Annotated in this window: 11 protein-coding genes and 1 pseudogene; 4 read left to right on the top strand and 8 right to left on the bottom strand. The window is 48.3% G+C overall.

What is annotated here, in order from left to right; genetic code table 11:
- Positions 1-9: 9 nt before the first annotated feature.
- Positions 10-1,203: an acetate/propionate family kinase gene (locus tag NYR52_RS08280; protein ID WP_132220361.1), complete on the bottom strand. Its 1,194-nt coding sequence runs from the start codon at positions 1,201-1,203 to the stop codon at positions 10-12.
- Positions 1,200-2,093: pseudogene (locus tag NYR52_RS08275) on the bottom strand (3-hydroxyacyl-CoA dehydrogenase family protein); the annotation flags it as partial. The gene NYR52_RS08280 and the pseudogene NYR52_RS08275, both read right to left, overlap by 4 nt.
- Positions 2,094-2,473: 380 nt before the next feature.
- Here NYR52_RS08275 and NYR52_RS08270 point away from each other — a divergent pair.
- Positions 2,474-3,133, top strand: coding sequence for a queuosine precursor transporter (locus tag NYR52_RS08270; protein ID WP_259436692.1), 660 nt, complete (start codon positions 2,474-2,476; stop codon positions 3,131-3,133).
- Between the two features lie 17 nt (positions 3,134-3,150).
- Here the strand turns inward: NYR52_RS08270 and NYR52_RS08265 are convergent, their stop codons facing one another.
- From NYR52_RS08265 to NYR52_RS08240, 6 genes are all read right to left on the bottom strand, one after another.
- On the bottom strand, positions 3,151-4,644 hold the full coding sequence (locus NYR52_RS08265; protein ID WP_132220357.1) for an AAA family ATPase: 1,494 nt from the start codon (positions 4,642-4,644) through the stop codon (positions 3,151-3,153).
- Between the two features lie 21 nt (positions 4,645-4,665).
- Entirely contained in the window at positions 4,666-5,187 is a 522-nt protein-coding gene (locus tag NYR52_RS08260; protein WP_132220355.1) for a hypothetical protein, read from the bottom strand.
- A 118-nt stretch (positions 5,188-5,305) separates the two neighbouring features.
- Entirely contained in the window at positions 5,306-5,950 is a 645-nt protein-coding gene (locus tag NYR52_RS08255) for a hypothetical protein (RefSeq protein ID WP_132220353.1), read from the bottom strand.
- Positions 5,951-6,482: 532 nt separating this feature from the next.
- Positions 6,483-7,790, bottom strand: coding sequence for an amidohydrolase (locus NYR52_RS08250; RefSeq protein ID WP_259436691.1), 1,308 nt, complete (start codon positions 7,788-7,790; stop codon positions 6,483-6,485).
- Between the two features lie 54 nt (positions 7,791-7,844).
- Positions 7,845-8,735 (bottom strand): non-homologous end-joining DNA ligase, encoded by an 891-nt coding sequence (ligD, locus tag NYR52_RS08245; protein WP_132220349.1) that lies wholly within the window; start codon positions 8,733-8,735, stop codon positions 7,845-7,847.
- A gap of 42 nt (positions 8,736-8,777) precedes the next feature.
- Positions 8,778-9,734 (bottom strand): ATP-dependent DNA ligase, encoded by a 957-nt coding sequence (locus NYR52_RS08240; protein WP_132220991.1) that lies wholly within the window; start codon positions 9,732-9,734, stop codon positions 8,778-8,780.
- 201 nt (positions 9,735-9,935) lie between these two features.
- On the opposite strand from NYR52_RS08240, the gene NYR52_RS08235 reads away from it, so the two are divergent.
- The 3 genes from NYR52_RS08235 (at position 9,936) to NYR52_RS08225 (ending at position 13,105) form a co-directional block, all read left to right on the top strand.
- Positions 9,936-10,736 carry a TrmB family transcriptional regulator gene (locus NYR52_RS08235; RefSeq protein ID WP_259436744.1) on the top strand — a complete coding sequence of 267 codons (801 nt, stop codon included), beginning with the start codon at positions 9,936-9,938 and terminating at the stop codon, positions 10,734-10,736.
- A 61-nt stretch (positions 10,737-10,797) separates the two neighbouring features.
- Complete coding sequence (locus NYR52_RS08230) at positions 10,798-11,436, top strand: O-methyltransferase (protein WP_259436690.1); 639 nt, start codon at positions 10,798-10,800, stop codon at positions 11,434-11,436.
- Between the two features lie 370 nt (positions 11,437-11,806).
- A complete protein-coding gene (locus tag NYR52_RS08225) occupies positions 11,807-13,105 on the top strand; it encodes a CAP domain-containing protein (protein ID WP_310795344.1) in 1,299 nt (432 codons plus the stop codon).
- Positions 13,106-13,193: the final 88 nt, after the last annotated feature.

Here is a 13,193-nt window from a genome sequence, read left to right as displayed (position 1 = left end):
TGAACAGGCTTAGACCAGTTCTTTTGTCTCGCGGGCGATCATCAGTTCTTCGTTGGTCGGTATCACCAACACTTCCACTTTGGAAGACGGAGTGCTGATACGGCGTTCCTCTTTTTTGCGGATCGCGTTTTCTTCTTTGTCAATCTCAATGCCGAAGAAGCTCAGCCCTTCACATACCCGTTCGCGAATCAACGAAGCGTTTTCCCCTACGCCTGCGGTGAACAGCAACACATCCAGTCCATCCATGGCAGCCACATAAGAGCCGATCACTTTTTTGATCTTATAGATGTACATATCAATCGCCAGCTTGGCTTGGCTGTTGCCGTCAAACATCGCTTCCGTCACTTCGCGCATGTCCGAAGAGATGCCTGACACGCCCAACAGGCCACTGTGCTTGTTCATCATCGAACTTACTTCACCGATGGTCAATTCTTCTTTAGCGATCACAAACGGTACGATGGCCGGGTCGATATCCCCTGAGCGAGTGCCCATCATCAAGCCTTCAAGCGGGGTCATGCCCATGCTGGTATCCACTGATTTCCCGCCTTGAACGGCAGTGATGCTTGCGCCGTTGCCGATGTGGCAAGAAATGATCTTAAGATCGGCCAGTGGCTTGCCAAGAAATTCTGCCGCCCGTTGCGATACGTATTTGTGCGAAGTGCCATGGAAACCGTATCGGCGCACTTTGTATTTTTGATACAAAATCCGAGGCAAAGCATACATATAGGCATAATCAGGCATCGTCTGATGGAATGCCGTATCAAACACCGCCACATGGGTTGCATGGGGCAGTTGCGCTTGTGCCGCGTCGATTCCCAATAAGTTGGGGGGATTGTGAAGTGGAGCCAGATCAATCGTCTTGCGGATCGCTTGCCGCACTTGGCTATCGATTACGACGGAACTGGAAAAGAACTCCCCACCGTGCACAACGCGATGGCCCACGGCTGCCACTTCATCCGCACTTTGAATGACGCCTTCCTCTTTGTCCATCAACAAGTCCAACACTTTTTTCATGCCCACGCGATGGTCGAGGATCTCGCTGATTAGCACCTTTTCTTCCGCACCGGTAACTTCATGTTTGATCATCGCTGATTCAGTACCGATCTTCTCAACCAATCCCGACGCCAATACGGACTCATCAGTCATATCAAACAATTGGTATTTAATCGAGGAACTTCCGCAGTTGATCACCAATATCTTCATGCCTGGCCCTCCTTCATGATCCGTTCGCCGTCTTCGCTGTATTTGAAGAATCCTTCACCTGTTTTCACGCCCAAATGGCCAGCGCGCACCATTTTTTTCAACAGCGGAGCCGGGCGATATTTGGTATCACCAAATTCACGGTATAGGCGTTCCAGCGCCGCCAGCACAGAATCCAATCCGAAGCGATCCACCATCTCCAACGGGCCGTACTGGAATTGGTACGCTTTCATCGCTCGGTCGATGTCGTAAGCGCTAGCCACCCCTTCCATCAATGTGTACACTGCCTCATTGATCAACAGACAGATCAAGCGCGTCGTCACAAAACCGGGTGATTCATACACCTCGATCCCGGTCATTTCCATTTGCGCCAACAAGTCGACCACCGTTTGTACCGTCACTTGGGAAGTTTTCAATCCCCGCACAACTTCCACCAACGGGGTCTTTGGAACAGGATGCACAAAATGCAGACCGATCACTTTATCCGGACGTTGCGTTGCCGCAGCAATCTCGGTCAAACTGAGGGTCGATGTGTTGCTGGCCAAGATCACTTCTGGTCGGCACAACCGGTCGCACAGAGCAAACAATTCCAATTTGGCGTCGAGGTCTTCCACCACCGATTCGATAACGAAATCAACCTGTTTAAGAGCTTCCGTATCTGCCGTCGCATGAATCCGGGACAGCGTCATCTTCTTCTCGGCTGGCGTAATGCCCCATTTTGCCAATTTTTTATCCAAACTCATTTCAATATGATGATAAGCGTCTTTCGCCAATTCATCATTTCTCTCAATCACCGTTGTTTCTATTCCCTTGGATGCCAAGAGCTCGGCGATGCCTTGTCCCATGGTTCCGCCGCCGATCACGGCGATGTGCTGAATATTTGCCACGAGTTCTTGCTCCTTTCGCTTAAATAACCTTGTCTATTGTAGCAGGTTCTCGCCGTCATATCGTTAACAATTTCCGAAAAACTATCTTAAAAGAGCACTTTTTCCTGTTATATGTATATAATTACATCCCTTCTCTCTATCTCTCCCTCTAGGTTGCTCCATCCTTATCCAAAATATATGCCCCTGCGGAAAGGATTCATGGACAATGCAAAAAAGCCTTGATAACGATTTATCAAGACACCTCATCAACAAAGGTATGCGCCGGCCGCCTGTGATCGCTCCGCCGGGGGTGTGTTTGATCAGTCCTGAATTTTTCAGGCACACTAAAATGTGATAGGATACTGCAATGGACATGATTATAGCAGAAACGGGGAAAGGAAGCAAAGATGAATCCATACAAACGATCAATCGACGGGATTGGCACCACTTACTGGGCCGGAGTTGTTCTCCTGTCCGTCCTGTATGTCGTGCTGTCCATGTTATCCAATCTCAGTTCACTCCGAATCATCAAGGTGTTCACTTTATCGATGGATGCTGGCTCACTGTTCTATCCATTGACTTTTGTACTGCGGGACATGCTCCATCAAAAAACAAATCTCACACTGACAAACCGCGTGGTCGTGTACGCCGGATTAAGCAACTTTCTGATGTTCGGCATCATCTATGTCGTGTCGGTGTTGCCCGCTGACCCTGCTGTGGGCCCGCAAACGGCATTTGGCCAAGTATTGCTCCCCTCCATCCGGATTATCTTAGGATCGGTCATCGCCGGGGTCACTGCCGAATTGTTGGATGGCTTGATCTATCAAGCGGTGCAACGGCGGTTTGGAGAAAAACGGCGGTACTTGCGCGTCGTGCTGTCCAATGCCGTCTCTATTCCATTTGACACAGCCATCATGATCACCATCGCATTTTATGGACTCATCGACAACGCCACACTCATCAGCGTCACATGGTCCAATATTTTGCTCAAATATGTCTTTTCATTCATCCTGTTGCCTCTCTTTTACCTGCGCATCGCGAAACGCCAGCTGGAAGAATCGCACTAAAAAAGCGTCCGCTTGACTCATGCGGACGCTTTTTCACGTAACAATTGTCTAAATTCATCCCCGTTCAACACTTCTTCGCGCATCAGAATCGCGGTGCACTCCTCAAACAACGGCAAGTATGAAGCCAATTGCTGTTCCGTACGGGTTTGCAATTCATTCAAAATCTTGGTTGTTGTCTCATGCAACTCACTTTTTGCAATCAATTCGGCATCGATAATCCCACGCTCAGATAGGCCACTTTGCACCAATCCCCGAGCATACCGATTCGCTTGCTCATAATCGTTTTGCGCTCCGGTACTCTTCGATCTGAGCACCAATTGTTCTGCGGCGGCACCCGCCAGACACACCTGAATCCGGCCTTCCAGTTCTTCTTTGGTGTAAAGATAGCGATCCTGCCCCGGATGTTGCCGCACGTAGCCGAGCGCCTGCCCGCGCGGAGACAGGGCAACAGAGGAGACGGAGCCCGGTTGCACCAACTCTGCCATGATGGCATGGCCCAACTCGTGAATCGCCACCCGCAATTTTTCATCATGGGCGGCTTCTCGATCCGTTTTTTCCCCCATCATTACTTTATCGATAGCCGCCTGAAAATGAGCCGGCTCCAGCTGCTCACTTCCTTGGCGCAGCGCATATATGGCCGCTTCATTGGTCAAACTTTCCAATTGCGCGCCGGAAAAGCCAAAGGTGTCCTGTGCCACTTTGTCCAACGAGACATCCGGTGACAATGGTTTGTTTCGCGCATGCAGGGTAAGGATTTGCAAGCGAGCTTGTTTGTCCGGCAAATCCACCAGGATATGACGGTCAAACCGGCCTGGGCGGAGCAAAGCGGGGTCAAGCATTTCCTTGCGGTTGGTCGCGGCCATGATGAGCACGCGCACATCCCCATCCACATGAATGCCGTCCATCTCTGTCAACAATTGGTTCAAAGTCTGGTCATATTCACGTTGTTGGCCGCCTTCCCGCTTACCGCCAATCACATCGATTTCGTCAATGAAAATAATGGCGCTTTTCTTGCGATTTTTTTTAGCCGCTTTTCGGGCATCCTGAAACAAGCGGCGAATCCGCTGTGCCCCGACGCCAACATACTTCTCCACGAACTCACTGCCTGACGCGCTGATGAACACCGAATCCGTGTAATGAGCTGCTGCTTTGGCCATCAGCGTTTTCCCCGTTCCGGGTGGACCAGCCAACAAAATTCCTTTGATCGGCCGGATGCCGTATGCCTCCATCCGCTCGTGATGCAACAAGAAATCAAGGGCTTCTTTCAATTCCGTTTTGGCGTGTTCCTGACCGCCAATTTCTTCAAAGCGGGTAGTGGGAATCTTGGAACTTCCCTTATTGTTGGCCGCTTTCTTTGCACCAAATGAACCCTGCGATATCCGCCCGCCTTGCAAGGACGTCACCAGCCAAACCATAGCTAGCAACACCACAAGTGGAAACGGATTTATCCCGAGAAACATGAGAAAAAGAGCCACTGCCAAGCCAACACCTGTCATCAGATACAGGAACATCCCGATTCACCTCCCCTTTCTTTACGATGGCAACGCCGCCTGATCGGTTTGCAACGGCACCACTTGCCTCCAAGCTCGATTGGCCTGTTGCAACTCCACATAGATAAAACGTTCATCGATCCGCACTTTATAAGTCAACCTATGTTCCTGCGCCACCTGCTTGACGGCGTCCGGAATTAAGGTGTAGCGCTTGGTCGCCACTGCTTCGCGCAAAGCGAATTGCAAGTCGGACCACGCTTGTTCCAATTCCGGATGGTGCGGATTGTCCAACACCACAGTCAGCTTACGATGACCTGCGATCTGTTCCAAATTGTCCAACAAACGAGGATAACGTTGTATAAAGTCATACGTAGGATCTATATGCAAATGAAGCCGGACTTCCGTCGGCATCACGTTAATCTTTGCCTGATGCAGGCCTGACTGCTGGTCGAGAGTCTGGTGAATGGGTTTTGTCACGAACCACCACTGACTGGCGAAAAAACCGCCCATCAAGACCACCAGCGTGACCAACAAGCTGCCTACCAGCACTTTGGCTTGTCTCATCGGCCCGCCCCCTATACTATTTGTATAATAATTCTTCCCTGAAAAGTATATCATAATCTGATATATCGAACCGAGAGCCAAAGGTTGGAAATAAAAAAACAGCGCTTCCCAGCACTGCTCACATCAATTGATATGTTAGCTGTTGCACTTGTCCTCGGTCGGGTTCACGAATAATCAAGGTGACCTTCGTCAATTGCCGGGCGTCTTGAACAGCTAGTTTGTAGGTAACAGCCATATTTACCGGCAACCGGACTGTCTCATTGCTAAATAAGGCCTGCTTCAATTTGTCCAACAGCTTCCCATTGTCAATATCCACCTCGATCACATCAACGCGTCGGCCATTCACCCATTCGGCAGTTCCTTGCCGAAATTTCCCGGCCACGCTCAAGACGAAGGACAGATGGTCGCGGGGTGACACCAGACCTGCTTGTTTGACAGTCATCATTTCCGTCCCGCTGTCATGGTAAGCGTAAATATGCTCACCGTTGCGTCGCATCACTAATTTCTGTGATGCTGCATCCTTCAAGCTCCAGTTATCCGCCACTTGCTTCCCAGTAAAGCGACGTTTACCAGACATGAGTTCCAGCTGAAACGAATATTCTTTTTTCTTCAACCACCCTTGAATCACCTGTCTCGCCGTCTGCGCCAGCTTCTCCTGCGCCAACACCTTCTTTTCTTTAACTGTGGGCTGATCGGCGACGAAGTCCGTTTGACAACCCATCAGCATCAAGGCGCAAACCAGACATCCGGCCATTTTTCTCATTTTGCCCTCCCCCTTCTCTTCTAATACCTACGAAAAAACCTGTGCATTTAGACTACGCGCGTTGGCCAAACCTTGGATGTGAACATGCATGAGAAAAGCGCTTCATCAGCTTGACGCTGACAAAGCGCTTTTCGTGCCTGGTTCACTTATACGTTGGAAGCAGAGCCAACATCTTGGTCGAAGGGGCAAAATGTGTTAGTCATATTGCCTTCCGCTACGGTGATACTAACATCAACAAGGGAGGTGATTCCTTTGCCGCATCCTTCCCTTTATCCCGAGTGGATGCCCGAGTTGTTACAAACCCACTTGTCCCAAGAAGAACTGGAGAAAATCTCATCTTTTCTCCACACAGAAACCTGGATATCCCCTTCAGCGCACCGACGCTTATGGAATGACCCCGTTCCTGATATCCCTCTTCGTTTTCATCTAGATATAGACATTAAAGAATAGCCTGTTGTTAGTATGACATAGACCTTCCTGCCTATACCTTCCGCCTCATTCTATTCACTGCCAATTGATGGCAGTTCTTTTTTTATTGCAACAATGCTTGGAATGCACGTGTTGCTTCATGACGGATTTTCTCTTCATCCAGTGTCAGCAATTCGCGGTTGACCATCAGCGGCTGACCATTTACATACATGTCCACCACATCACCGCGAGACGCAGAATATACGATGTGGGACACCACATCATGCAACGGTTGCATATGAGCACCAGTCAAATCCAAAGTGATGAAGTCGGCTTTTTTGCCTGCTTCCAACGTGCCGATTTCGTGATCGAGGAATAAGCATTCTGCCCCATAGCTGGTCCCCATTTTTAACGCCGTCAGCGCCGGCACCGCTTCCGGGTCAAGGTTAGCACCCTTGTGGATCAACGCGGCAAGCTGGATTTCCTCGATGAGATCCAAATTGTTGTTGCTGGCTGCCCCGTCAGTAGCCAATCCCGGGCGCATGCCTTTTCGCAGCATGCTCGTCACCGGGGCAATTCCGCTACCCAATTTGAGATTGCTGCCCGGGTTGTGTGCCACCTTTACGTCATGTTGCGCCAATATGTCGATTTCTTCTTCTGTCACATGCACCGCATGAGCAACCAGCGCAGGAAGATCAAAGAAGCCGAGTCGACGCAAATGCTCAACGGGCCGAACCCCATAATCCCGCACATTTTGCTCCACTTCTTTCACTGTTTCAGACATATGCGTATGAAGTGGTAACTTCAATTCCCCCGCTTTTTCTACAAACCGCTTGATATATTCCGGCGGGCACGTGTAGGGCGCATGAGGTGCCAACATGGTAGTGATTCGGCCATCGGCTTGACCATGCCACTCAGTAGCAAAACGAACCGCCTCTTCAAACTTTTTATTTTGCATTTCCTCACTGCATAATCCAATCACCCCGCGAGTCAAGCGGGCGCGCATGCCGGATTCTTCCACCACGCGGGCAACAGCGTCCATATGATCGTACATATCCATAAAACAAGTGGTTCCGGAGCGGATCATTTCCACCGCCGCCAACGCTGTTCCTGCCTGCACTTGGACATGGGTAAACTTCGCTTCCAACGGCCACATATGCTCTTCCAACCACGTTTGCAACGGCAAATCATCGGCATACCCACGCAACAAAGTCATGGCCGCATGACCGTGTGTGTTGACCAATCCAGGCAGGATGACCTTGCCGCTACAATCGATGATCTCATCAAACTGCTCTTGTACTTGCGGCTCCGGGACTTCCCCCACATATGTAATCTTGTCATCCTCCACACCCAAAGCGCCTCGTCTCAGCACTTCAGCGCCATCTTTCATGGTCACGACAGTCGCGTTGATAAATAACCGCTTCACTGACATCTCCTCGCTTTATATTGATGTGTCTTTCTTACTGTACACGAAGAGAAAAGAATTTCATAGCCTGTTCCGATCAATAAATTGCAAGATCTCATCCAACCGCACCTTTTTTCGCAACGCCTCCGCAAACAAATCCCCTTTCTGTTCCAGCCGGTCAAAAATGTTGGCGCAAGTGAATTGCTTAGGGGATAACGCGGGAGTCAATTCCTCCCATGAAAGAGGCGTAGAAACGGTCGCTTCCGGCACTGCCCGGATTGAATAGGGCGCGATCAAAGTTTTATTACGCCAATGCTGGAGATAGTCAAAGTAGATTTTATCCCCGCGCTTGTTGACCGAGCGCTCCACGGTGATCAACGCGGGTTGCCGCTTGGCGAAATAATGGGCGATGAATTTTCCGACTTTGCGTGTCTCATCATATGTGTATCGCGGCTCTAATGGCAGGTAGATCTGCAATCCGCTGGCCCCTGATGTCTTTACAATTCCGTCCAATCCCAATTGCAGCAGCAACTCCCGGATCATCAGCGCCGCTTCCACCACGCGTGGAAATCCGGGGACACTAGGGTCCAAATCAAACACCAGCTCCGTCGGTTTCATTGGTTCATGAACCGTATTGAACGACACATGTAATTCCACGCACGCCAAATTGGCCAACCAAACCAAGGTGGGTGCATTATTGAGCATAACATATTCAATATCCCCATCGTTGACCGTTTCTATCCAATCCGGCCGATGGGAAGGGGCGTTCTTCTGATAAAACGACTTCCCCTCCACCCCATCTGGAAAACGGATCGTGGTTAACGCCCTGTTCCGGCAATAAGGAAGTAAATACGGAGCCAGCCGATAATACGCTAGTATGAACTCCCACTTGCTCAACTGAGGAAACAAACGTTTATCGGGATTGGATATCTTTAATTCCTTTCCGTCCACATGAACCAATCGGTGCTCCACCCTTCTCCCTCCTCTGTGCCGGACTGGAGCGGATCTGGCAAATCAAGACCTACCAGATGAAATAAAACCACGACATGAAAGCGGATCGGCATCGACGATCCCCTGAATGATCGGTTGTCGCAAAGAATGCCCATCCACCCATTCCAGATAATGGACTTTAACTGTGATTAAAGGAGTGACCCAAATTGCGCCGCTGATTCGCTCCGGCTGATTGTAAAAAGGCATCTCAGTTTGAACCAACGAAGTGACGCGTTCAGTGATATCCCGCCAATCCGCTTGGGTCAATTTCCCCGTGCCGGCATGCCCGATGTAGTGAAGCCGATCCCAAGCATCGTACAACCCCAGTAAAAGCGAGTTGACCACCTTTCCCCTGAATGTCACCCCTCCTACCACGGCAATCAGGTCATGCGTCACTTTTCGTTTGCGCCAACGCCCATCTTTTCCACCAATGACATAAGCACTGGTCAAATCTTTCACGACGATGCCTTCCAACCCTTGCTGGCGCACAGCCTCATACAGGCCATCCACATCAGTGTAGTTGGGCACCAACCGCACATGATCCACCGGCCGGATGATTTGGTTTAATTGCTCTTGTCGTTCAGCCAATGGTCGTTCTGTCATCCATTTGCCATCCAGATAAAGCAAATCAAAAACCATGTACGTAATCGGCACTCGCTTCATTGCTTGCGACACTTTGTTCATTTGGCGTAAGCCATCCCGTTTCATCACCTCGTAAAAAGAGGGCTTCCCTTCCCGCCAAGCAATGATCTCCCCATCCAAAATGACCGACGAAGCCGTGCAATAATCGCTAGCCTTCGCCAATTCAGGATAGTGATGAGTTCGCTCATTTTTTTTCCGATTGAACAATTTCACTTGACCATTTTCAACATACGTTAACACCCGCACCCCGTCCCATTTGACTTGAGCAATCCAGTGTTCTCCCGAAGGTGGCGCATCCGTCATGACGGGTTCAAAAGGGATGATTGGTTTCAATTCCACGGAACTCGTTCCTTTTTTCACAAATATATCTCTTAGAATGAGAAAAAAACACTGCAACTATACATAGAAGCATCCACCCTTATGCCGATGCCGAATCAGGCTTGACATGACTAAGTCAAAATAGTAGTATTTAAGCACACTAGTATTACATCAAAATACTACTATTATCCACCAACATCACTGAAGAAAGGAAGAGTTCATCTGATTCAACGATTGAAAGAGCTTGGCCTGTCTGAACTTGAAGCGCGTTGTTACCTCACACTCCATGAGGAGCCTCATTTATCCGGTTACGAAGTAGCCAAACGCGTATCCACCTCGCGCACCAATGTTTATGCTGCTTTACGTTCACTCACCGACAAAGGCATTTGTCGAATTATCGAGGGCGATCCGGTTCATTATGACGCTGTACCTATCGATCAGTTGATTCGTTACATGCGGGTCAAGTTTGAACAAACCGCAAAAGGACTGGTGAATGAACTGAAATCCCCTCCTCGTTCCAAACCCTCTTTTTATAATTGGCAAGGAAACAAACATTTAGACATCGCGATACGCAGAATGATCGCCAATGCAAAAAAGAATATCCTTGTCGACATTTGGGCAGAAGATGTGCATTGGGTGGAAGAAGCATTACTTGACGCTGAAGAGCGGGGCGTTACAGTTGTCCTGATTGTTCTTGGAGAATGTCAAACTACCCTGAAAAATGTGTTTATCCATAAAGCTGATGACTTGGAACAGGCTTGGCCAAAAATGGAAACGAGGAAATTTTCCATCCTGATCGACGGGCAAGCCGCCTTGTTGGGTGGTTTTGGCGGAGATGTAAAGTTGACCGCATTGGAAACAGATCATCCGGCTATCACCGAACTACTTAAAAATGCATTCTACCACGATGTTGTCATGATGCGCATTGAGGAAGATTTCGGCGCTGAGCTGACAAGCCGATATGGCAAAAATTACGAGAAGATTATTGACTATTACATTAGGGAAAAGGGATGGGATTTTTAGCGTCGTCCAAGTCGGGAGTTCGGTCATATATTAAATCCAATGAGATCAGGAGGCTTTCAACATGCGTGATTTAACATACATCAGAGAGCTGTTTAGCAAGGAAGATGAGGTACTACAGTCGATTCCGAACGGATTGGCGGAAAGGGGAATGCCACAGATATCCATCCCACCCGAAGTGGGCCGAACATTGTATCTTCTGGCTAAAATCAGCGGAGCCACCAGAATTTTGGAACTGGGAACCCTAGGCGGATACAGTACCATTTGTTTGGCACGGGCCTTGCCATCTACCGGAAAGTGCTTCACCATTGAATTAAACGCTGAACACGCCCGCTTTGCCAAAGAAAATATCTCCCGCGCCAACCTGGACGAGCAAGTGACGGTTATCGTGGGCGACGCTTCAGAACAATTGGAAAAACTAGCTCAGTCGGGGGAACGCTTTGATTTCTTCTTTATCGACGCAGACAAGCCCAACTTCGACCATTATCTGGAGAAAGCAATTTCCTTAGCTGCGCCAAATGCGGTAATTGCCATGGATAACTTACTTTATTTTGGCGACAGCGTCGTGGATGAAACCAATGATCACCCCATATTGGCCAAGCTTCGAGAAGTTAATCAAACCTTGGCACAAGATCCTCGCCTCGAGTCCATGCTGTTGCCGATCGGCGACGGATTAGGGATTGCCAAAGTGAAAAGTGTCTGATGTAAGTTAAGAAATCACTCTTTTTGCGCGCCAATGAGCCTGCTCATTTGAGAGCAGTCTCTTTTTAGCATAATAATCTCGCCCCAACCCCCTCGATCTTGGTATATTAAAAATAAAATTAAATTTATTAACGAATCACAGATCAACCCCATGCCAATTACACCTATAATCTCCAACAATAAACCGGAAATAATAACAACAAGATAACAAACAAATGATAAAAAATTATAAATCCAAGCATATAATTGAAGACTTTAATTCCGTGTTATATAATTCAAAACGTATCAAATAAGATTCTTTTCTTACCATTCCAAACTATTTCACAGGGGGTGGTCTTGTGACCAAAAAGCTTCGCATATTGTCTATCATCATGCTCGTTGTCCTGTTATTTGGTAGTATGGGCACCGCTTATGCCGACGGAGCCAATCCTGCCAAGGATACGTCATGGATTGACCATATCTTGGGTTGGTTTGGCTCAAAACCTGTATCACAACCAGAAAAAGTGGTATCCCTTGGTAGTAAGGTAAAGATCGTATCTGACCCACTACCAAAAAACACTCCCAAAGCAACTAATGAACCTACTGTCATCGAACAGGACACCACTGCCAAAGTGATTAACGAAAAAGGAAAAGTGGTGGGGCAAAAACACATTGCTAAAACACCAAATTTAACTGTAAAATCCAAAAACCGGGTGGTCACCGCGGTCATCGCGGCGGATGAAGAATACCGCAGAGCCTACCCTGATTGGCAAAACAGAACGAAAGAGATTGTGGAAAAAGCGGACAATGCGTTTATCCGCGATCATCAAGTCGATTTTAAGATCTCAGGATATCTCGAGTGGAAATCAGATGGGTACAACGGGGAACAAATTCTGCAAGATTTGGACCGTGACAAAAACAGAGGGGTTTATGATTTTGTCATCGGATTTACCAAAGACGCTAACTTCAATTATGGTGGAATTGCTTATATGCAACCCACAGGTGGCCCAGGTGGAAGTGCGGTCAGCGTAACGGCAGACATGCATCCCAATGCCATTTGGCATGTAGTTCAACACGAACTGTCCCATAACTTCGGTGTGCCACATGACTTACACGGCCCTCAATATGAAAGATGCATCATGAACTATTATTACACGACACAGGTGGACATTTGGGACCAAAAACACAACCAAATCATCGAGCGCAACAAATACTGGTACGGAAATAGACAAAATAACCAAAATAATCAAAACAATCAAAATAACAACAATAAACCAAATAAACCAGACGTACCAACCTCTGACCCTTCCTCCTTTGAAACACAAGTCGTTCAATTGGTTAACCAGGAACGGACACGGAGAGGATATAAACCTTTGCAGATGGATGCCAAATTGTCTCAGGTTGCCAGATTGAAATCAGAAGATATGAGAGACAACAACTATTTCTCTCACCAATCACCCACTTATGGCTCTCCGTTTGACATGATGAGAAAGTTTGGTATCCAATACACCTATGCAGGTGAAAACATCGCCGCTGGACAACAAACCCCGCAAGATGTGATGAATTCTTGGATGAACAGCCCCGGACATCGTAGCAACATCTTGAATCCCAATTACACGACCATCGGCGTTGGTTTTGCCAAAGGCGGCGCTTATGGAACTTACTGGACACAACAATTCATCAGAAGATAAACCAAATCCATCTTATTTAATCAGGCCCATTCTAGACAGAATGGGCCTGGCTAAGATTCCGTGGATTCTACCTGATCTTCCTGAAGAT

This window comes from Laceyella sacchari (assembly GCF_024927925.1).
In the GTDB taxonomy this organism is placed as follows: domain Bacteria; phylum Bacillota; class Bacilli; order Thermoactinomycetales; family Thermoactinomycetaceae; genus Laceyella; species Laceyella sacchari.
The sequence above is the reverse complement of the archived record's forward strand: the minus strand, read 5'-3'. Positions and strand labels throughout refer to the sequence as shown.

Coding starts and splice junctions, on each gene's coding strand:
- NYR52_RS08280 (WP_132220361.1), bottom strand. CDS start 1,203: ATGAAGATATTGGTGATCAACTGCGGAAGTTCCTCGATTAAATACCAA.
- NYR52_RS08270 (WP_259436692.1), top strand. CDS start 2,474: ATGAATCCATACAAACGATCAATCGACGGGATTGGCACCACTTACTGG.
- NYR52_RS08265 (WP_132220357.1), bottom strand. CDS start 4,644: ATGTTCCTGTATCTGATGACAGGTGTTGGCTTGGCAGTGGCTCTTTTT.
- NYR52_RS08260 (WP_132220355.1), bottom strand. CDS start 5,187: ATGAGACAAGCCAAAGTGCTGGTAGGCAGCTTGTTGGTCACGCTGGTG.
- NYR52_RS08255 (WP_132220353.1), bottom strand. CDS start 5,950: ATGAGAAAAATGGCCGGATGTCTGGTTTGCGCCTTGATGCTGATGGGT.
- NYR52_RS08250 (WP_259436691.1), bottom strand. CDS start 7,790: ATGTCAGTGAAGCGGTTATTTATCAACGCGACTGTCGTGACCATGAAA.
- NYR52_RS08230 (WP_259436690.1), top strand. CDS start 10,798: ATGCGTGATTTAACATACATCAGAGAGCTGTTTAGCAAGGAAGATGAG.
- NYR52_RS08225 (WP_310795344.1), top strand. CDS start 11,807: ATGCTCGTTGTCCTGTTATTTGGTAGTATGGGCACCGCTTATGCCGAC.